The organism is Pseudomonas sp. HY7a-MNA-CIBAN-0227, assembly GCF_040310325.1.
Classification (GTDB): Bacteria; Pseudomonadota; Gammaproteobacteria; order Pseudomonadales; family Pseudomonadaceae; genus Aquipseudomonas.
This window is the reverse complement of sequence record NZ_JBEOPT010000019.1, coordinates 50,592-68,158: the sequence shown is the minus strand read 5'-3', so window position 1 is coordinate 68,158 and position 17,567 is coordinate 50,592. Positions and strand designations below refer to the sequence as shown.

The following is a 17,567-nucleotide window of genomic DNA, read 5'->3' as shown; positions in this document are numbered from 1 at the left end:
GTCCATAAGATCGTTTTCGTGAGTAGCCATGGTCGACAAACTGACGCATCTGAAACAGCTGGAGGCGGAAAGCATCCACATCATCCGCGAGGTCGCCGCCGAGTTCGATAACCCGGTGATGCTCTACTCGATCGGTAAAGACTCCGCCGTGATGCTGCACTTGGCGCGCAAGGCATTCTTCCCCGGCAAGCTGCCGTTTCCGGTGATGCACGTCGACACCCAGTGGAAATTCCAGGAGATGTACACGTTCCGCGACCGTATGGTCGAAGAGCTGGGCCTGGAGCTGATCACCCACGTCAACCCTGACGGTGTGGCGCAAGGCATCAATCCGTTTACCCACGGCAGCGCCAAGCACACCGACATCATGAAGACTGAAGGCCTGAAGCAGGCCCTCGACAAGTATGGTTTCGACGCAGCTTTCGGCGGCGCCCGTCGCGATGAAGAGAAATCCCGTGCCAAAGAGCGCGTGTACTCATTCCGCGACAGTAAGCACCGCTGGGACCCGAAAAACCAGCGCCCTGAGTTGTGGAACGTCTACAACGGCAACGTCAACAAGGGCGAGTCGATCCGTGTGTTCCCGCTGTCCAACTGGACCGAGCTGGACATCTGGCAGTACATCTACCTTGAAGGCATCCCGATCGTGCCGCTGTACTTCGCCGCCGAACGCGATGTGATCGAGAAAAACGGTACGTTGATCATGATCGACGACGACCGCATCCTTAAGTACCTGTCCGACGAAGACAAAGCCCGTATCGTCAAAAAGAAAGTACGTTTCCGTACCCTTGGCTGCTACCCGTTGACGGGCGCGGTGGAGTCCGAGGCTGAAAGCCTGACGGACATCATTCAGGAAATGCTCCTGACGCGAACTTCCGAGCGCCAGGGCCGTGTCATCGACCACGATGGCGCAGGCTCCATGGAAGACAAAAAACGTCAGGGTTATTTCTAAGGGGTTGTCATGTCGCACGTATCTGATTTGATCAGCGAGGACATCCTCGCCTACCTGAGCCAGCACGAACGCAAGGAAATGCTGCGCTTTCTGACCTGTGGCAACGTCGACGACGGCAAGAGCACCCTTATTGGGCGCCTACTGCACGACTCCAAAATGATCTACGAAGACCATCTGGAAGCCATCACCCGCGATTCGAAGAAAGTCGGCACCACCGGTGACGATATCGACCTGGCGTTGCTGGTCGACGGCCTGCAGGCCGAGCGTGAGCAGGGCATCACCATTGATGTGGCTTACCGCTATTTCTCCACTGCCAAGCGTAAATTTATCATCGCCGACACCCCTGGCCATGAGCAGTACACCCGCAACATGGCCACCGGTGCTTCCACCTGTGACCTGGCGATTATCCTGGTGGATGCCCGCTACGGCGTGCAGACCCAGACCCGTCGCCACAGCTTTATCGCCTCGTTGCTGGGCATCAAGCACATCGTCGTCGCGATCAACAAGATGGACCTCAACGGCTTTGATGAAAGCGTGTTCGAGTCGATCAAGGCCGACTACTTGAAGTTTGCCGATGGCATCGCCTTCAAGCCGAGCACCATGACCTTTGTGCCGATGTCGGCGCTCAAGGGCGACAACGTGGTGAACAAGAGCGAGCGCTCGCCCTGGTACACCGGCCAGTCGCTGATGGAGATCCTTGAAACCGTCGAGATCGCCAACGATCGCAACTACACCGACCTGCGTTTCCCGGTGCAGTACGTCAACCGTCCGAACCTGAACTTCCGTGGTTTTGCTGGCACCCTGGCCAGCGGTATCGTGCACAAGGGCGACGAAGTCGTGGTGCTGCCGTCGGGCAAGAGCAGCCGCGTCAAATCCATCGTCACCTTCGAAGGTGAACTGGAACACGCAGGTCCCGGCCAGGCCGTGACCCTGACCATGGAGGACGAGATCGACATCTCCCGTGGCGACCTGCTGGTGCATGCCGACAACGTGCCGCAAGTGACCGACGCCTTCGACGCCATGCTGGTGTGGATGGCTGAAGAACCGATGCTGCCGGGCAAGAAATACGACATCAAGCGCGCCACCAGTTACGTGCCAGGTTCCATTACCAGCATCGTCCACCGTGTCGACGTGAACACCTTGGCCGAAGGCCCGGCCAGTGCCTTGCAGTTGAACGAGATCGGCCGGGTCAAGGTCAGCCTCGATGCCGCCATCGCCCTCGATGGTTATGCCAGCAACCGCACCACGGGTTCGTTCATCGTCATCGACCGTTTGACCAACGGCACCGTCGCGGCAGGCATGATTATCGCCCAGCCGGTGACTCATGGCAGCGCGGCGCAGCACGGCAAGTTGGCCCATGTAGCCACCGAAGAGCGCGCCCAGCGCTTCGGCCAGGAGCCAGCCACCGTGTTGTTCAGCGGCCTGTCCGGCGCGGGCAAAAGCACCTTGGCCTATGCGGTTGAGCGCAAGCTGTTCGACTTGGGCCGTGCGGTGTTTGTGCTCGATGGCCAGAACCTGCGCCATGACCTGAATAAAGGTCTGCCACAAGATCGCGCCGGGCGTACCGAGAACTGGCGTCGTGCCGCCCACGTGGCGCGTCAGTTCAACGAAGCTGGCCTGTTGACCTTGGCCGCCTTCGTCGCCCCGGATTCCGAAGGCCGCGAACAGGCCAAGGCGCTGATTGGTGCTGATCGTCTGCTGACGGTGTATGTGCAGGCGTCGCCGCTGGTATGCGCCGAGCGTGATCCGCAAGGCTTGTATGCGGCGGGCGGGGATAACATCCCTGGCGAGTCCTTCCCGTACGACGTGCCGTTGAACGCCGATCTGGTGATCGACACCCAGGCGTTGTCGCTGGAAGAAAGCGTCAAACAAGTGCTGGAGCTGTTGCGTCAGCGCGGCGCGATCTAAACATCGTCGCTACAAAAGAGCCCGCCACCGATCACTCGGTGGCGGGCTTTTTCATGGCATCAACCTGGATCATTTGTAGGCGCGAGCTTGCTCGCGAAAAACCCGAGAGTGCCGTTGGGTGTCAGGCTAACAGCGTTATCGTTAACGACCATCGCGAGCAAGTTTGCTCCTACAAAGGGCGCGCGGGGAAGTCGCGGTGCAGCTTTTCCAGCAACAGATCCTTCTCTTCCCACAACCCATTGATCCACCCCTGGAACTGCAACCGATACTCCCCATCCTGCTCATAATTTTTGCCAATGAACTCGGCCGGGATCTGCACCTCTTCGAACTGCACCACCACATCCTGCACATTGCCACACAGCAAATCCCAATAGCCGGGCCGCCCGCTAGGGTAGTGAATGGTCACGTTCACCAGCGACTTCAGTTGTTCACCCATGGCATCCAGCACAAACGCAATGCCGCCGGCCTTGGGCTTGAGTAGGTAGCGAAACGGTGATTTCTGCTGGGCATGCTTGCCCTCAGTAAACCGCGTGCCCTCGGCGAAGTTGAAAATGCCCACCGGGTTGTGGCGAAACTTCGCGCAGGTCTTGCGGGTGGTTTCCAGGTCTTTGCCTTTCTTGTCCGGATATTTTTCCAGGTAGGCCTTGGTATAGCGCTTCATGAACGGGAAGCCCAACGCCCACCAGGCCAGTCCGATCACGGGGACCCAGATCAATTGCTGCTTGAGGAAAAACTTCAGCGGGCGAATACGGCGGTTGAGCACGTACTGCAGCACCATGATGTCTACCCAGCTCTGATGGTTGCTGGTTACCAGATAAGAATGCTGATAATCCAGCCCTTCAAGCCCTGTCAGTTGCCAGCGCGTGCGCCGCACCAGATTCATCCAGGCCTTGTTATTACTGATCCACGCTTCGTGAGTGTGATTCATCAGCCACTCGCTGAAGCGCTGGGCGAACGGCAGCACCTTGAACAGCGCCACGATAAACAGGAACGAGCACAGCAGGATCGTGTTCAACGCCAGTAACAGCGAGGCGATCACCCCGCGCACGGCGGGAGGTAGAAAATCCAGCATTTAGACATCCATAGGTCGGTTGGCGGCTTGAATGGCGGTCAGGGCGATGGTGTAGACAATGTCGTCCACCTGGGCCCCACGGGGCAGATCATTGACCGGCTTGCGCAGGCCTTGCAACATCGGGCCAAGGCTCACGCAATCGGCGCTGCGTTGCACCGCCTTGTGGGTGGTGTTGCCGGTGTTCAGGTCCGGGAACACGAACACCGTGGCCTTGCCCGCGACCAGGCTGTTGGGCGCCAGTTGGCGGGCGACGGTTTCGTTGGCAGCGGCGTCGTACTGCAGCGGGCCGTCGATCAGCAGCGAGCTTTGCGCTTCATGGGCGAGCAAGGTGGCTTCGCGGACTTTCTCCACCTCTTCGCCGCTGGCCGAGTCACCGCTGGAATAGCTGATCATCGCTACGCGCGGGGTGATGCCGAAGGCGGCGGCCGAGTCGGCGCTTTGCAGGGCGATCTCCGCCAGTTCCGCCGCGCTTGGGTGCGGGTTCATCACGCAGTCGCCGTAGACCAGCACCTGCTCGGGGAACAGCATGAAGAATACTGACGACACCAGGGTGCAGCCCGGCGCCGTTTTAATCAGCTGCAGGGCTGGGCGGATGGTGTTGGCGGTGGAGTGGATGACGCCCGAGACCAGGCCGTCGACTTCATCCAGCGCCAGCATCATCGTGGCGATTACCACAGTGTCTTCAAGCTGCTGCTCAGCCATCGGCGCGTTGAGGCTTTTGCTCTTGCGCAAGGCCACCATTGGCTCGACATAACGCTGGCGAATCAGATCAGGGTCAAGAATCTCCAGCCCTTCGGGCAGTTCGATGCCCTGGGCGCGAGCCACTGCTTCCACGTCCGCCGGTTTGGCCAGCAGCACGCATCGGGCAATGCCCCGCGCCTGGCAGATCGCTGCAGCCTGCACAGTCAGCGGTTCGCTGCCTTCCGGCAAAACGATGCGCTTGTTGGCCGCCTGGGCGCGCTGGATCAACTGATAGCGGAACACCGCCGGCGACAGGCGCATTTCCCGTGGCGTACCGCAGCGCTGGTGCAGCCAGCGGGCGTCCAGGTGGCTGGCGACGAAGTCGGTGATGATCTCCGCGCGCTCGCGGTCATCAATCGGGATTTCCTTGTTCAGGCTGTTGAGCTGGTTGGCGGTCTCGTACGAGCCGGTGCTCACCGACAACACCGGTAGCCCGGCCTGGAACGCACCACGGCACAGGTCCATGATCCGAGGGTCGGGCAGGGTGTCGCTGGTCAGCAGCAGGCCGGCCAATGGCACGCCGTTGATGGCGGCGAGGCTGACGGCGAGGATGATGTCGTCGCGATCCCCCGGCGTCACCACCAATACGCCGGGCTTGAGCAGCTCCACGGTATTGCGCATGGTGCGCGCGCAAATGATGATCTTGGTCATGCGCCGAGTTTCGTAATCCCCGGCGTTGAGTATCTGCGCGCCCATCAGGTCGGCGACGTCACGGGTGCGCGGGGCGTTGAGTTCCGGTTGGAAGGGAATGCAACCCAGCAGGCGGAAGTCGCCACTGCGTAGCAACGGCGAATGCTCTTTGAGGCGCGCGGAGAAGGCTTCCATGCTTTCGTCGGTGCGCACCTTGTTGAGGATCACGCCGAGGACTTTCGGGTCCTTCGGCCCACCGAACAGTTGGGCTTGCAGTTCCACGCGGCCCGATAGCTCGGTGAGCACGTCGTTTTCCGGGGCTGAGACTAGGATCACGTCGGCATCCAGGCTTTTAGCCAGGTGCTGGTTGACCCGAGCCGCATAGCTGGCGCTGCGGGTCGGCACCATGCCTTCGACGATCAGCACGTCCTTGCCCACGGCGGCCTGTTGGTAAAGGGTTATGATTTCTTCCAGCAGCTCATCGAGCTGGCCGTCGCCGAGCATCCGCTCGACATGGGCCAGGCCCAGGGGCTGGGGCGGCTTCAGACCGTGGGTGCGGGCCACCAGTTCGGTGGAGCGCTCCGGCCCGGTGTCGCCGGGGTGCGGTTGGGCAATCGGTTTGAAAAAGCCGACTTTCAGCCCGGCCCGTTCAAGGGTACGCACCAGCCCAAGGCTGATGGAGGTCAGACCCACACCGAAATCGGTGGGCGCGATAAAAAAAGTCTGCATGCGAATTCTCTGATGGGTTCAAGCCTATGTCTGGCCTGTAACCGAACTTCAATCCCTAAGGTTATCCCTAACTGAGCCCTGCGCGCACCAGCCACAGTCAAAGCGCTGGCCTATTTTTTCCAGGCGTTGTGCACGATCTTGTACCCAGGCCCGGGATTGCCAGGGTGGCTGGTGGCGCAGGTGCTGGGTGTGGCCACAGGAAAGCTCGACGACCCAATGCTGGTCTTCATCCTGATGAAAACCGATGACCGTCGGGTCTATTGATCGACTCCGTCCGTCCGGGTTCTGTTCGCTTTCGGGCAAATCCTTGTTTAGACTTGTCCGTTCTTCATTCTTATGCAAAAGGTCTCGCCCCATGCTGATCGCCGCCAATAAGGCTGTCTCCATCGACTATACCCTGACCAACGACGCTGGTGAGGTCATCGACAGCTCCGCCGGCGGCGCGCCGCTGGTCTACCTGCAAGGCGCAGGTAACATCATCCCAGGCCTGGAAAAGGCCCTGGAAGGCAAGAAGGTCGGTGATGAACTGACCGTTGCCGTAGAACCTGAAGATGCTTATGGCGAATACGCTGCCGAACTGGTCAGCACCCTGAGCCGCAGCATGTTCGAAGGCGTCGACGAGATGGAAGTGGGCATGCAGTTCCACGCATCCGCTCCGGACGGCCAGATGCAGATCGTCACCATCCGCGACCTGGACGGCGATGACGTTACAGTCGATGGCAACCACCCGCTGGCAGGCCAGCGCCTGACCTTCCAGGTCAAGATCGTTGATGTGCGCGATGCTTCCCAGGAAGAAGTGGCCCACGGCCACGTTCACGGCGAAGGCGGTCACCACCACTGATTGATGGGCTACGCTCTGTCAGTTGGATAAAGGCGCCTTCGGGCGCCTTTTTTAATCGGCGGCTATTATTGCCGACTTGGCGGTTGTAATCTCGAACTGCCGTTTTGCGAAGAACATGGGAAATCGGAGTTCGTCATGAGTGCTTTCCACGACCTTAAACTCAAAGCCCTGGATGGTCAGGAGCTGCCTCTGGCGCCCTTCAAGGGGCAAGTCGTGCTGGTGGTCAACGTGGCCTCCAAGTGTGGTTTGACACCGCAATATGCGGCGCTGGAAAACCTCTACCAGCAATACAAAGACCAGGGTTTTACCGTGCTGGGTCTGCCGTGCAATCAATTTGCCGGCCAGGAGCCAGGCACCGAGGAAGAAATCCAGGCGTTTTGCAGCCTCAACTACGGCGTGACTTTTCCGTTGGGCAGCAAGCTTGAGGTCAATGGCCCTGAGCGTCACCAGTTGTACCGGCTGCTGGCGGGCGAGGGTGCGGAGTTTCCTGGGGATGTCACCTGGAACTTCGAAAAATTCCTGTTGGGCAAAGATGGTCGGGTATTGGCGCGCTTCTCACCGCGTACTGCACCTGATGATCCGACCGTGGTCCAGGCCATCGAGAAAGCCCTGAGCTGAACACAGCCTCACAAGGGGCGAGCAAGCTCGCTCCAACAATAATTGTCCTGCTTTTACCCTTTAATCACTGCAATCAATAGTGCTGTTCAGCACAACGCGCGCTCCATATTATCCTTGTCATAAAATCCTTCTCCCGTGGAGTGCTCCCATGCCTGTCCAAGCTCTGTTCAAACCCTTCCAGCTCGGTGCACTGCAACTGTCGACCCGCGTGGTCATGGCGCCGATGACCCGCTCGTTTTCACCGGGCGGCGTACCTAATTCCAAGGTGATTGAGTACTACCGCCGTCGTGCTGCCGCGGGTGTGGGCCTGATCATCACCGAAGGCACCGTGGTCGGGCATCAAGCCTCCAACGGTTACCCGAACGTCCCGCACTTCTACGGCGAAGCAGCGCTGGCCGGCTGGAAAAAAGTGGTCGATGCCGTGCACGCCGAAGGCGGCAAAATAGTCCCGCAGCTGTGGCATGTGGGTAGCGTGCGCCGCATCGGCACTGAGCCTGATGCCAGCGTGCCGGCTTATGGTCCGACCGAAAAGCTCAAGGACGGCAACGTTGTGGTCCATGGCATGACGGTCCAGGACATCAAGGAAGTTATCGCCGCCTTCGCCCAGGCCGCCAAGGATGCGCAGAGCATCGGTATGGACGGCGTGGAAATCCACGGTGCCCACGGTTACCTGGTGGACCAGTTCTTCTGGGAAGGCAGCAACCAGCGCACCGACGAATACGGTGGCAGCCTGGCTAACCGCTCGCGGTTTGCCATCGAGTTGATTCAAGCGACCCGCGCCGCAGTGGGACCGGACTTCCCGATCATTTTGCGTTTCTCCCAGTGGAAGCAGCAGGATTACACCGCGCGCATGGTGCAAACCCCTGAAGCGCTGGGTGAGTTCCTCAAGCCGCTGTCCGAAGCGGGCGTGGATATTTTCCACTGTTCCACCCGCCGTTTCTGGGAGCCAGAGTTCGAAGGCTCCGAACTGAATCTGGCCGGCTGGACCCGCAAGCTCACCGGCAAGCCAACCATCACCGTGGGCAGCGTCGGCCTGGACGGCGAGTTCCTGCAATTTATGGTCAATACCGACAAGATCGCGCAGCCGGCAAGCCTGGAAAAGCTCCTGGAACGCCTGAACAACGATGAGTTCGATCTGGTAGCCGTCGGCCGTGCGCTGCTGGTGGACCCGGACTGGGCGGTGAAGGTGCGCGAAGGGCGTGAGGGCGATATTTTGCCGTTCAGCCGTGAAGCGTTGACTACTTTGGTGTAAGTGGCGGCAGGACGGGCAGTTGCTGCCCGTCCTCACACACCCCGCGCAACTGTCGTTCAAACTGCTCGATAATCGCTGGCCAACCCTGCCGACTGGCATGCTGCCTTGCATTGAGCCGCACCCGCCGCAAACTCTCGTGTTCTTCCAGTAGCCAGTTGGCTGCGTCGCAAAACGCTTCCTCATCCCCTGGCATCGCCAGCACGCCACTGTAGCCATGGCGAATATGCTGGGTGGCGGCCGCCTGGTCGTAAGCCACCACACCGAGCCCTGAAGCCATGCCTTCCAGCACCACATTGCCGAAGGTTTCGGTCAGGCTGGGAAACAGAAACAGATCCCCCGAGGCATAGTGCCGAGCCAGCTCCTCGCCGCGTTGAGTACCGCAAAAAATTGCCTCGGGCAGCGCTTTTCTCAGCATTTCTCGTTGGGGCCCGTCACCGACGATGATCAGCTTTAGCTGCCGCTGTGGATAAGTGGCCTGCAGCGAATCGAAGCAGCGTTTGAGCAGCCCCAGGTTTTTCTCTGGTGCGAGGCGTCCGACATGCAGCACCGCAATGTCCTCGTTCCCCAGGCCCCAGCGTTCGCGCAAGGCATTGTCGCGTTTGGCCGGATGAAACAACTGACTGTCGACGCCCCGTGACAACAGTTCCAGGCGCTCGAAGTGACGGCGCTCCAGTTCCAGGCGCTGACTGACGCTGGGAACCAGGGTCAGGGTCGAGCGGTTGTGAAACCAGCGCAAGTAGTGGGTCAACACCCGGCTCAACATGCCCAGGCCATATTGGCGGGTGTACTGCTGGAAGTTGGTGTGAAAACCGCTGACCACGCTGATTCCCAAACGCCGTGCCGCACGCAGTGCCGATAAGCCCAGCGGGCCTTCGGTGGCGATGTACAACACATCCGGGCGTTGGCGCTTCCAGCGGCGCAGCAGCTTGTGCATCGACGATTGCCCCCATTGCAGGCCTGGATACCCAGGCAGCGGCCAGCCGCGACACAGCAATAGGCTCTCGTCACTGGCACGGCTTTGGTCGCTGCCCTGGCGCGGTCGGACCAGTTCCACCTGATGCCCGCGCGCGCGCAGGCCGTCACACAGGCGGCCAAGGGTATTGGCCACCCCGTTGATCTCCGGTGGGAAGGTTTCAGTAATGAGGGTGATGTGCAGGGAAGCTGTCGTCATGACGCCAGTGTCGGCGCGGGCCATGTCGTCATTGTGTCATTAAGATGATGGATTTATGACGGCGTGGCCCGGCAACTGGATCAGTTAAACGGTGTCTTCGCCGGTTGCACCGGCAAGATAGGTTCGCTGGCGGCTACGGCTCCCCTGGCCTCGCCTCCCAGCATCAATCCGAGCATCAGCATCAACGGTCTGTACAGGGTGCGCTTCCCACAGGTTTCTTGCTCACCTCAAGATTTTCTTAAGTGAACAGCATTGGTGCCAGATGTGGGATTGTCACCATGATCCAGATCAATCAAGCAGGTCAGCGCTTTTCCACCGTCATCGCCTCGGCGCCGCGCTCACGCACCCAGAACAAGGTCGCTCCGGCCACCGCCGCCGGCATCATCAGCAAGTTGACCACCGGGATCAGTAACACCAGGTAGACGATCCCGCCAAAACTCATGCTCTGCCAGCGTTTTTCACGCAGCCAGGCGAGCATCTCGTTCCAGCCCAGCTTATGGTTGTCCGCCGGGTAGTCGATGTACTGGATCGCCATCATCCACACCCCAAACAGCAGCCACAGCGGTGCGGCCACCAGGTTGACCACCGGAATGAACGACAGGATAAACAGGCCGATGGCCCGCGGCAGGAAGTAGCCCAGCTTGCGCATTTCCCGGGCCAGGGTGCGCGGGACCATGGCGAACAGCTCGGCCCAACTGAAGGCCGGGAAGTCATCGGTGCCACGCACCACCACTTCGACCTTTTCCGCGAGAAAGCCGTTGAACGGTGCGGCAATGATGTTGGCAAGCATGGTGAAGGTGAAGAACACCATCAGCACCACCAGCACCACGAATAGCGGCCATAGGAGATAATTCAGGAAGCTCAGCCAGCTTGGCAGGGTCGGCATCAGCGTATCGACCCACAGGCTGAACTGATGGCCGGCAAAATAGATCAATCCGACGAACAGTATCAGGTTGATCGCCAGGGGCAGCAGGACGAACAGGCGCAGGCCTGGGCTGAGGATCAGTTTGAGACCTTCGCGCAGGTATTGTGGGCCTGAGAGGACGGGGGCGGGCATGGATGACTCCGGGCAAGGTGACGAACGCGCTGACCTTACCGGCTTTGCATTCAAGGCGAAAGCACGGCCGGTACGTCGACATTAACGGTAACAAACCGGTTGATTAATAGGCGTGGCAGCATAGAGACCACCTATGAGCTGGATTGTTATTCCGTATTTCCTTAATCTTGCCCCCCTCGATACGCTACACCCATTATTTTTCAGGGCCTGCGAGTTCAAGCCTTCCCCAAGTGCTTCGCAGTCCTTTTTTATTCCAGCCGGTCTGCCGGCGTTCCGCTCAAGTATCTCGGGGCGGTCGATAGGAGTGAGTCATGTCTGAAGTCCGTCATTCGCGAGTGATTATTCTCGGTTCCGGCCCTGCCGGTTACAGCGCTGCCGTCTACGCTGCCCGTGCCAACCTCAAGCCGCTGTTGATCACCGGCATGCAAGCGGGCGGTCAGTTGACCACCACCACCGAAGTCGACAACTGGCCGGGCGACGTCCATGGCCTGACCGGTCCGGTGCTGATGGAGCGTATGAAAGAACACGCCGAACGCTTTGAGACCGAGATCGTCTTTGACCACATTAACGCGGTCGACTTCTCGAAAAAGCCTTACAGCCTGACCGGCGACAACGGCGTCTACACCTGTGACGCGCTGATCATCGCCACTGGCGCCAGTGCCCGCTACCTGGGCCTGCCGTCAGAAGAAGCGTTCATGGGCAAGGGCGTTTCTGCTTGCGCCACCTGCGACGGTTTCTTCTATCGCAACAAACCGGTTGCCGTAGTCGGTGGCGGCAACACTGCCGTGGAAGAGGCGTTGTACCTGGCCAATATCGCCAGCACCGTGACCCTGGTTCACCGTCGCGAGACCTTCCGCGCCGAGAAGATCCTGATCGACAAGCTGCATGCACGGGTTGCTGAAGGCAAGATCATCCTCAAGCTCAACGCCACCCTGGATGAAGTCTTGGGCGACAACATGGGCGTGACCGGTGCTCGCCTGAAAAACAACGATGGCAGTTTCGACGAACTGACCGTCGACGGCGTGTTCATCGCCATCGGCCACACCCCGAACACCTCGTTGTTCGAAGGTATGCTGACCGCCAAAGACGGTTATCTGGTGGTGCAGGGCGGCCGTGAAGGCAACGCCACTGCGACCAACATCGAAGGCATCTTTGCCGCCGGTGATGTGGCTGACCATATTTACCGCCAGGCCATTACTTCCGCCGGCGCCGGTTGCATGGCGGCACTGGATGCCGAGCGTTACCTCGACGGGTTGAAGGACGCTACGCTCTAAATCGTTGAAATGAAAAAACCGGCTGCGAGGCCGGTTTTTTTATGCGCACGATCTGATGATCTGCTCGTTCCCACGCGAGCGTGGGAACGAGCATTCAGCGGCGAGTCAGAGGCTGCGTGGCAAACTTCACGCCCGCCAACCCATGCTCAATCAATGCACGAATATTGCCATGGTCACTGCCCTCAGGCGTGGCCAGCACCGATCGGTAATGCTCGCCAAACGCCAGCAGTGTTTCCTGATCGCTCAAGCCCTCCAACAAGGCCAGGCCCAGGGTCTTGCAAGAACCTTCGTTCTGCCCTGCAGCGTTTTCCACACTGGCGTTGGTGAAGGCCTGTGGCTGGTAATCGTAGCCGGTGGCGACAAAGGCCAAGGTGTCGGCCAAGACGTGTTCGCCGCTATTGAGGCTGGCGCGCAGGGTGTTCAGGTCAGTCATGGTTTCTGGAGCCTTGTTAACAGTTATATATATTTTTTCTTCCATAAATCAGATGCTTACCTAATCTAACTATTTTTCGGATTTCTTTGCGAGAATGTTAGTGGCTGTCAATCTGAGAAAAGCAACCGCACGGTAACTCCCTTTTTGAGCGACCGTCAGGAGAAAGCCTAAGAAGACCATTTTTTAGCATGTTAGAGCGGAGAAAATTGAGGATTCAATAGGTTGAGGCTGACGTTTACATCCTAGGCAAAAAAAATATAGGGAATCGTCGAAACTGCCAAAGCCAACGGCCAGGAGGGCGGTCTCAGGTTCCAAGTGCAACAGTCAGTTGATGGTTTCGAGCTTGTTGCTCGCTAATAGCTGAAGGTATTCAACCAGTACTTCGACCGGAAATTTCCAGCCCAGCGTTTGGCGTGGCCGAGTGTTCAGCAAGTCGGCAATTTCGTCCAGTCGCTCCTGGGTGACCAGAGAGAGATCCGTGCCTTTTGGCAAATACTGGCGCAGCAAGCCATTGGTGTTTTCATTGCTGCCGCGCTGCCATGGGCTGTGCGGATCTGCAAAGTAAATCTTCAGGCCGGTGTGGGCCGTGATTTCGGCGTGACGGGCCATTTCACTGCCTTGGTCGTGCGTCATGGTTTTCAGCAATGATGGCGCCATCCGCGACATCTCTCTGGTAATGGCTTGAGCGGCTGCATCGGCGGTCGGTGCGTCGAGTTTTGCCAAGATTACGTAACGGCTGGTGCGCTCAACCATCGTGGCGACAGCAGAGCGATTGTTGGCCCCGATGATCAGGTCGCTTTCCCAGTGTCCTGGAACAAGGCGATCAGCGACCTCTGGTGGACGCAAGTGGATGCTGAGCTCAGCAGGATAGCGCTCTCGACGTATGGCACTCTGGGTTCGCGGGCGACGCTTGCCTTTACCTTGGCGCAAGTAGCTGATGAGCTGGCGTTTCAACTCGCCTCGCGGATAGGCATAAATTGCCAGGTAGATGGTTTCGTGACTCACATATCGCTCGGGGTGATCGGGCCAGATACGGCGTAGTCTGCTGGCGATTTGCTGGGGTGACCAGCCAATGCGCAACATTTCTATGATCACTTGGAACAGCTCAGAGCCAGAGCACAAGCGAGACTGACGGCGCGGCTTGTGACGTAGCACTCGCGCCCGGCTTGCGGCGTGAGCTGAATCGTATCGCCCCAGTTGGCTGTGCCGCCTGATCTCACGGCTAATGGTACTGGGATGACGCCTGAGCAAAACGGCGATAGCTCGAAGAGTGAGTTGTTGAAGCTGCATCACCATGATGGCGACGCGCTCCTCAGTGCTGAGATGTGTGTACTTCGTTGGCATGGCAACACCTTACATCAGGTGTTGCACTTGGTCCTTGAGACCGCCCTGCCTCTTCACTCTAACGGGTTATTAAGAAAAATACATTTTAACAAGTGGCATACATACTGCCATATATGACGTCAATGTCACAGGTAACCACACCGGCATCGTCAGTACTCCCTTAAACGCCAAGAAGCTAGTTACGCTACCTGCAATGACAACAAATAGGTAAGAAAACAAGAACCTCGGGGAGATGAAGCTATCAGCACTGGGTAGCGCCATATAAAGTGAAAGCCACAAAATAAAAGCACAAATTATGAACTTTTTAGCACCCAGACTCATAACATGCTCCCTCATAACTAGGACCCTTCGAATGTATTGTAGGTCCAAGCCGAAACCGCTGCTCCTAGCATTCCGCCGGCGACTGCTCCGACCGCAATACCGACACCTCCCGCAGGAACCCCCACTCGAGCTCCCGCCGCAGCACCTGCGATCAGACCTGCAACTGCAGCATCCCCACGATCTGCCCCTGATATCAGAATAATTTCATTTTCCGTTAATGCTCTCATACAACTCCCCGTAGGCGATAAATTATTGAGTTTAACCTGCCCGATTTTAGGTAATATGAACGCTTTTTTCACCCCCTACACCTGTAGGGGCGGGGTGGTGACGATGGGCAGAGCCCTATACGTGGCTGCGCCACGTACTTGAACGCCTACCGCAAGCTACTTCGGTAGAAGACTTCGAAGCCTTGCTGCCGTGGAACTGCTCACCAGAGATGCCACGGTAACCATTAAGCCCATCGTTTGGTATGTGGGGTTCATGAGGCGCTTACGGAGTTCAGGCGCTTGGCGGCAGCACCAATTTAACAGGGAGTTGGTGTCCGGTTTTGTAGGGGCAAATCCAGTATGTGGGGCCCTCGGACGTCTATAAATGTCCGGGTAACGGTAGAAGGATAGAGGTGGCGGCGGCAGGGCTACTAGAGACTTTTCTAACTGAGTAGTCAGCGTCTCTGCGAACCCAAAAAACTTGCTTTATACCCTGACCTGTAAGATCTTTTTTAAGTTGTGCTATGGAGAACTTCGCCATCCCAGTCGGAAAACAGAAGTCTAAAATCCAGGTCCTGCCGCCCTCGTTCCACTCCGATAAATGAAGAGAAAAGTCAAGGTCGTTGAGCAGACGTAACTCAGTGTCCCGAGCCAAGTGAGCCCACGTTATATAGCCTACAGGATTTGAAAACTTATCAAAGTAAACTCTAATTTGATCATGCTCAATTGCTGGAACAATCCAATGCTTGAGTACAATGGCATGAAGCAAACTATATTTTTTGCAATTAAAAATAATTGAGCACACAGATCCTAAAACACTAGCGCTACGTTCAAAGTTCACATTTAAGTTCTTGGTCGATAAATCGTAACCCTTTATCACAACACCGCCTCCAGTATTTTCCCGTAGAACGATAGTGCGCTATTGATTTCAGAATTACTATCTCTCATCTCGATAAGCTCCTCAAATGAAACTGTTTGGCAAGTAACGCCGTCAATAAAAAAAAGACCACTTGTGGCGCTGAACCATATACGGATTGAAGTACTGAGCCAAAATGCAATATTTGTGGCATCACCGTCATCCAAGGTTAGGGTGGCGACCATTACAGCTTCTTCAATTAGGGCTTGGTGATTATTAGGTTTTTCACCAATTTTCCCCACTATAACGGCTTCATTTATTGCCGTCTCAAGATGCATTAGTAGGCTATGCGTACGGTTAAGGCGCGTAGCGTTAATTATGAGATACAGACCTATGTTTTTTCTGCTAAATCCTTTGCTTTCTCCCTTAGTCATGACGAGACTGGTTAGGTTGTTAAATGAACTAGTCAGTTTTTTAGCTAGGTCAGTAGCTACACCTAATTTCTCAAAGTCGCCCATCGCAAAATGACACGCTATGTTTTTATGTAGCGCCAAATATAAGCGCCCTCTCCAATGCTCATAACCATCCCAGCCTAGCCTCTTGGCCAAATATTGAATTGAGAACTCATCTAACTCAAGAGTTTTCTGCAAGTCTATAGAGAATTCTTTAAAAGCCGAGCTTTCGATTAGTTCCGTTAGTAGAAACCTAGGGAAGCCAGCTTGAATTGCATTATAAAAATGGAGCTGGCGCTCATAGGTTTTCGCGAACTCTTCTACAACTTTTAGAAAGAGTTGGTCTATTCGCTGTTTGTCAACAAGCAAATATTTTCCTAGAAAAAAGCAAATGGATCGAATGCTTTCTATCGCATTAACGTACTCTTGATTGAATTTTTTTATATCTGCCAAGTCGTCAGCAATCAATAGAGTGAACATCATTGTCCTACTCAAGTCTAGCCACGCACCGTTCATCGCCACATTGGATGCACTAACGTTAGAATGGGCGATGCCTTTGGCCCTAGCTGCTGCGAATTGCGATGCAAAACGTTTGGCCAGCTCTACGAGACCGTCCTCTAAAGGATCACCTTGAAAGCAAACGGCCCCGTTTCTAGAGGTTTTTGGTAGGAACTCATCTAGTCGTGATATCGCCGATGCCACCCGCCTTGCATCCTCGCTCAATTTGAGATGGTGATCCTCTTTGAAAAAGGTTGCTCGAATAAAATGAGCAGGTCTGACAGAGGGTTCTCTAATCAAAAGACTGCGAGGCTTGGTTTCTTGTTGCTCAATGAAGTCGGTATCAGTATCCAGAATGGCAACAGCCCTCACAGCACCATAGGGAAGAGAGAAGTGAATGATTTCAGACCAAACGGCCTCATATATTGCTAGGTTTAGACTGAGAAACCCATTTGCGTGGGACTCCTCCACACCCTTGCCAACTAGCTTATTTGGTCCGATCCCTTTTACTTGAAACTTGCCATCAAAGCCACATCGTCCACCGCCGCCGTTAGTTAGTATTCCATCTCCGCCATAACGTTCGGCAAAAAACAGCTTTCTATCTCGACTCGAGATATTATCCAGTGATATACAAGTAACTACATAGCTATAATTGTGGAGTAAGTCAGCCTCAGTTATTAAGCTGTTAAAATCCTCATTGAAAAAAATTACTGACGAGCCTTCAATTTTTATCGTTTCAAACGGAAGGAAAACTTCAGGTAAATCTGCCAGACTTTTACTTTTCATGATAACCCATGACCTTATTCATGCGACCATACGGTAGGATTTAAATGCTGCTTTTGGCGGGCATACTAGGAAAAATTATGGACAGTTTCCTTGCAGTCACCTTCCCCTACAAATGTAGGGGAGGGCCAGGCGCCGCAGAAGTGCTACCATATGCAGTGTGCTAGCTGAAAACTAGAATGCATTATATATTTGTTATGCCCTTCGCAACGAGTGAAACCCTATTACTAACACCATGCTTTCGGTATAGAGAGGAAAGATGATCGCGTACAGTATGATCACTGATGCCCATCGCTTTTCCAATTTGCTTGTTTGTTAGCCCTTGTGCTAGCAACAAAGCTACTGAACGCTCCTTCTCAGTGATACGCAAAACTTGCTCCATTTTCTAATTGTCCAAAGTTGAAATTTTTTGACACGTTCAAGCTATGAGATAGC

Annotated in this window: 16 protein-coding genes and 1 pseudogene; 7 read left to right on the top strand and 10 right to left on the bottom strand. The window is 56.2% G+C overall.

Features of this window, described 5'->3' with window-relative positions:
• Positions 1 to 28: 28 nt before the first annotated feature.
• Entirely contained in the window at positions 29 to 946 is a 918-nt protein-coding gene (gene cysD, locus AAEZ06_RS24040; protein ID WP_350616564.1) for a sulfate adenylyltransferase subunit CysD, read from the top strand.
• A gap of 9 nt (positions 947 to 955) precedes the next feature.
• Positions 956 to 2,854, top strand: coding sequence for a sulfate adenylyltransferase subunit CysN (cysN, locus tag AAEZ06_RS24035; RefSeq protein WP_149411725.1), 1,899 nt, complete (start codon positions 956 to 958; stop codon positions 2,852 to 2,854).
• A gap of 169 nt (positions 2,855 to 3,023) precedes the next feature.
• Here cysN and yihG read toward each other — a convergent pair whose 3' ends face one another.
• The 3 genes from yihG to AAEZ06_RS24020 are packed head-to-tail and all read right to left on the bottom strand — an operon-like array spanning position 3,024 to position 6,383.
• Positions 3,024 to 3,926, bottom strand: a complete 903-nt coding sequence (yihG, locus tag AAEZ06_RS24030) for a 1-acylglycerol-3-phosphate O-acyltransferase, YihG family (RefSeq protein WP_149411724.1) — start codon at positions 3,924 to 3,926, stop codon at positions 3,024 to 3,026.
• A complete protein-coding gene (pta, locus tag AAEZ06_RS24025; RefSeq protein WP_149411723.1) occupies positions 3,927 to 6,026 on the bottom strand; it encodes a phosphate acetyltransferase in 2,100 nt (699 codons plus the stop codon).
• Positions 6,027 to 6,074: 48 nt separating this feature from the next.
• Positions 6,075 to 6,383: a DUF3565 domain-containing protein gene (locus AAEZ06_RS24020; RefSeq protein ID WP_350616589.1), complete on the bottom strand. Its 309-nt coding sequence runs from the start codon at positions 6,381 to 6,383 to the stop codon at positions 6,075 to 6,077.
• Here AAEZ06_RS24020 and AAEZ06_RS24015 point away from each other — a divergent pair.
• From AAEZ06_RS24015 to AAEZ06_RS24005, 3 genes are all read left to right on the top strand, one after another.
• Positions 6,382 to 6,867 (top strand): FKBP-type peptidyl-prolyl cis-trans isomerase, encoded by a 486-nt coding sequence (locus tag AAEZ06_RS24015; protein WP_149411722.1) that lies wholly within the window; start codon positions 6,382 to 6,384, stop codon positions 6,865 to 6,867. The two genes, AAEZ06_RS24020 and AAEZ06_RS24015, sit on opposite strands and share 2 nt — an antisense overlap.
• A 135-nt stretch (positions 6,868 to 7,002) precedes the next feature.
• Positions 7,003 to 7,485 carry a glutathione peroxidase gene (locus AAEZ06_RS24010; protein ID WP_149411721.1) on the top strand — a complete coding sequence of 161 codons (483 nt, stop codon included), beginning with the start codon at positions 7,003 to 7,005 and terminating at the stop codon, positions 7,483 to 7,485.
• A 148-nt stretch (positions 7,486 to 7,633) separates the two neighbouring features.
• Complete coding sequence (locus AAEZ06_RS24005) at positions 7,634 to 8,737, top strand: NADH:flavin oxidoreductase (protein WP_350616560.1); 1,104 nt, start codon at positions 7,634 to 7,636, stop codon at positions 8,735 to 8,737.
• Here the strand turns inward: AAEZ06_RS24005 and AAEZ06_RS24000 are convergent.
• Positions 8,724 to 9,908 carry a glycosyltransferase family 4 protein gene (locus AAEZ06_RS24000; RefSeq protein WP_149411799.1) on the bottom strand — a complete coding sequence of 395 codons (1,185 nt, stop codon included), beginning with the start codon at positions 9,906 to 9,908 and terminating at the stop codon, positions 8,724 to 8,726. The genes AAEZ06_RS24005 and AAEZ06_RS24000 overlap by 14 nt on opposite strands.
• A 301-nt stretch (positions 9,909 to 10,209) precedes the next feature.
• Positions 10,210 to 10,965, bottom strand: coding sequence for a sulfate transporter CysZ (gene cysZ, locus AAEZ06_RS23995; protein ID WP_350616558.1), 756 nt, complete (start codon positions 10,963 to 10,965; stop codon positions 10,210 to 10,212).
• Between the two features lie 311 nt (positions 10,966 to 11,276).
• On the opposite strand from cysZ, the gene trxB reads away from it, so the two are divergent.
• A complete protein-coding gene (trxB, locus tag AAEZ06_RS23990; protein ID WP_350616556.1) occupies positions 11,277 to 12,239 on the top strand; it encodes a thioredoxin-disulfide reductase in 963 nt (320 codons plus the stop codon).
• A gap of 94 nt (positions 12,240 to 12,333) precedes the next feature.
• Here the strand turns inward: trxB and AAEZ06_RS23985 are convergent, their stop codons facing one another.
• Entirely contained in the window at positions 12,334 to 12,672 is a 339-nt protein-coding gene (locus AAEZ06_RS23985) for a HopJ type III effector protein (RefSeq protein WP_350616554.1), read from the bottom strand.
• A gap of 324 nt (positions 12,673 to 12,996) precedes the next feature.
• Positions 12,997 to 14,016, bottom strand: coding sequence for an IS30 family transposase (locus AAEZ06_RS23980; RefSeq protein WP_263472456.1), 1,020 nt, complete (start codon positions 14,014 to 14,016; stop codon positions 12,997 to 12,999).
• A 658-nt stretch (positions 14,017 to 14,674) separates the two neighbouring features.
• On the opposite strand from AAEZ06_RS23980, the pseudogene AAEZ06_RS23975 reads away from it, so the two are divergent.
• Positions 14,675 to 14,785 (top strand): annotated as a pseudogene (locus tag AAEZ06_RS23975) (transposase domain-containing protein); the annotation flags it as partial.
• Between the two features lie 137 nt (positions 14,786 to 14,922).
• On the opposite strand, the gene AAEZ06_RS23970 reads toward AAEZ06_RS23975, so the two are convergent.
• The 3 genes from AAEZ06_RS23970 to AAEZ06_RS23960 all read right to left on the bottom strand — a co-directional run bounded on the left by AAEZ06_RS23970 (position 14,923) and on the right by AAEZ06_RS23960 (position 17,514).
• A complete protein-coding gene (locus AAEZ06_RS23970; protein WP_350616551.1) occupies positions 14,923 to 15,384 on the bottom strand; it encodes a toxin-activating lysine-acyltransferase in 462 nt (153 codons plus the stop codon).
• A gap of 35 nt (positions 15,385 to 15,419) precedes the next feature.
• Positions 15,420 to 17,135: a hypothetical protein gene (locus AAEZ06_RS23965; protein ID WP_350616549.1), complete on the bottom strand. Its 1,716-nt coding sequence runs from the start codon at positions 17,133 to 17,135 to the stop codon at positions 15,420 to 15,422.
• Between the two features lie 181 nt (positions 17,136 to 17,316).
• Positions 17,317 to 17,514, bottom strand: coding sequence for a response regulator transcription factor (locus tag AAEZ06_RS23960; RefSeq protein WP_350616547.1), 198 nt, complete (start codon positions 17,512 to 17,514; stop codon positions 17,317 to 17,319).
• Positions 17,515 to 17,567 lie beyond the last annotated feature (53 nt).

Excerpts from the sequence above, each read along its gene's own strand:
- cysD (WP_350616564.1), top strand. The coding sequence starts at position 29 with ATGGTCGACAAACTGACGCATCTGAAACAGCTGGAGGCGGAAAGCATC.
- cysN (WP_149411725.1), top strand. The coding sequence starts at position 956 with ATGTCGCACGTATCTGATTTGATCAGCGAGGACATCCTCGCCTACCTG.
- yihG (WP_149411724.1), bottom strand. The coding sequence starts at position 3,926 with ATGCTGGATTTTCTACCTCCCGCCGTGCGCGGGGTGATCGCCTCGCTG.
- pta (WP_149411723.1), bottom strand. The coding sequence starts at position 6,026 with ATGCAGACTTTTTTTATCGCGCCCACCGATTTCGGTGTGGGTCTGACC.
- AAEZ06_RS24015 (WP_149411722.1), top strand. The coding sequence starts at position 6,382 with ATGCTGATCGCCGCCAATAAGGCTGTCTCCATCGACTATACCCTGACC.
- AAEZ06_RS24020 (WP_350616589.1), bottom strand. The coding sequence starts at position 6,383 with ATGGGGCGAGACCTTTTGCATAAGAATGAAGAACGGACAAGTCTAAAC.
- AAEZ06_RS24010 (WP_149411721.1), top strand. The coding sequence starts at position 7,003 with ATGAGTGCTTTCCACGACCTTAAACTCAAAGCCCTGGATGGTCAGGAG.
- AAEZ06_RS24005 (WP_350616560.1), top strand. The coding sequence starts at position 7,634 with ATGCCTGTCCAAGCTCTGTTCAAACCCTTCCAGCTCGGTGCACTGCAA.
- AAEZ06_RS24000 (WP_149411799.1), bottom strand. The coding sequence starts at position 9,908 with ATGACGACAGCTTCCCTGCACATCACCCTCATTACTGAAACCTTCCCA.
- cysZ (WP_350616558.1), bottom strand. The coding sequence starts at position 10,965 with ATGCCCGCCCCCGTCCTCTCAGGCCCACAATACCTGCGCGAAGGTCTC.
- trxB (WP_350616556.1), top strand. The coding sequence starts at position 11,277 with ATGTCTGAAGTCCGTCATTCGCGAGTGATTATTCTCGGTTCCGGCCCT.
- AAEZ06_RS23985 (WP_350616554.1), bottom strand. The coding sequence starts at position 12,672 with ATGACTGACCTGAACACCCTGCGCGCCAGCCTCAATAGCGGCGAACAC.
- AAEZ06_RS23980 (WP_263472456.1), bottom strand. The coding sequence starts at position 14,016 with ATGCCAACGAAGTACACACATCTCAGCACTGAGGAGCGCGTCGCCATC.
- AAEZ06_RS23965 (WP_350616549.1), bottom strand. The coding sequence starts at position 17,135 with ATGAAAAGTAAAAGTCTGGCAGATTTACCTGAAGTTTTCCTTCCGTTT.
- AAEZ06_RS23960 (WP_350616547.1), bottom strand. The coding sequence starts at position 17,514 with ATGGAGCAAGTTTTGCGTATCACTGAGAAGGAGCGTTCAGTAGCTTTG.